At 41.0% G+C, this 1,428-nt stretch carries 1 protein-coding gene; it reads left to right on the top strand.

The window, feature by feature from the left end:
• Nucleotides 1–365 precede the first annotated feature (365 nt).
• A complete protein-coding gene (locus tag RRG12_RS44160) occupies nt 366–1,226 on the top strand; it encodes a HEAT repeat domain-containing protein (RefSeq protein WP_420762011.1) in 861 nt (286 codons plus the stop codon).
• Nucleotides 1,227–1,428: the final 202 nt, after the last annotated feature.

The following is a 1,428-nucleotide window of genomic DNA, read 5'->3' as shown; positions in this document are numbered from 1 at the left end:
ATCCTGATTGGAGTCAGGAATTAGAAGCTCATCTGAGGGAGGAGCAAGAAAAGCAGAAACAGCTTGACCGTGGTTTTAGCTTGTGACCTTAAAGAATCGCCCTTGACTTGTTGCAGGTTTTGGAGCTATGCCGGAACTAGCTTTCTGGTGAAGCAGCTAAAACAGTCGCCGGCATACACTCCAAAACCCGCTTAAAGTAAGTAGTGCGTTGCAGTTTAACAGAGATGCCTTGCAACAAAAACGCTCGTTACCGTAGTGCAGTATTCCCCCTGATGTGGTTGTAATTGGGGTTAATTAACTGTTAAGAGTAAAGTGCAATCAAAAAGGTTGTCCAAACTCCAGTAAAAAATTGACTTAGATATTTTATGCCAAGAAATAGTTACTCATCTCCTGTTAATCAATTACTTGACTATCAGCCAGGAACTGGACAATTATCCCCAGATGAATGGCCTGACTATCAGGAATTAGGCATCACTGCCGAGGATATTCCTGAGTTGATCCGTATGGCAACGGATGAGGATTTATACAATATACCGGATGATGAAAATGATTTTTTTGGTGAAGACAGTTTATTAGAATACGCACCGATTCATGCAGTTCGGGCATTAGGACAACTCCGCGCATCATCAGCAATTGAGCCATTGATTAGCTTATTTCCTAAAATGGATGATGCTTTTGATAATGAAGTATTATTCGTTTTAGCTGAAGATTTAACAGATGTTTTAAGCCTGATTGGTTTAAGCGCAATTCCAGCACTCGCTGCTTATCTTGCCGATGACTCTCATGAGGAAAGTTGGCGAGTTCAAGCTATTGTTACCATTAAAAGAATTACCGCAGTATATCCAGAGCATCACGCACAATGTGTTGCTGTTCTGTCTTTCCAACTAGAATCTTTTGAAGAAAATAGTCCTGAATTAAATGCTCATATCATTTGGGCGCTGACTGACCTCAATGCAATAAATTCTTTACCTTTGATTGAGCAAGCCTTTAAAGCTGAGTGCGTTGATGATGAGGTGGTAGGCGATTGGGATGATGTACAGAAAAGATTTGGCTTATCAAGTAAGAAGAGTCAGCCACCTAAATCCATAGCTCCAACTGGCTCACACCAACCAGCACAAGAGACTGTTACTAAGGAAAAAAACGAAGCAGATCATGAGAGGCAAAAAAAAGCCCAGCAGAAGAGAGAAGCCCGAAGACAGCGAAATTTAAAATCGAATGGCTCCTAAACTGGAGATGATGATCCTAATATGCCGCTCACTCCCCTGTTGCCGCCTGAAGCAGTGGCAATAAACGAGCATGAAAAAATCTTAGATATAGTCAGCAATATTCGGTTTAGTTTTGATGATTATGCCTTCTTTGCACAAGCTTGAGCAAAAATCAGCAATCGCTGTAATTAGAGATTTAACTGCGGATGAATTGTATATTGGT

Source organism: Nostoc sp. CALU 546, from assembly GCF_048836525.1.
This window is presented reverse-complemented; position numbering and strand designations above follow the sequence as displayed.

Excerpts from the sequence above, each read along its gene's own strand:
- RRG12_RS44160 (WP_420762011.1), top strand. The coding sequence starts at position 366 with ATGCCAAGAAATAGTTACTCATCTCCTGTTAATCAATTACTTGACTAT.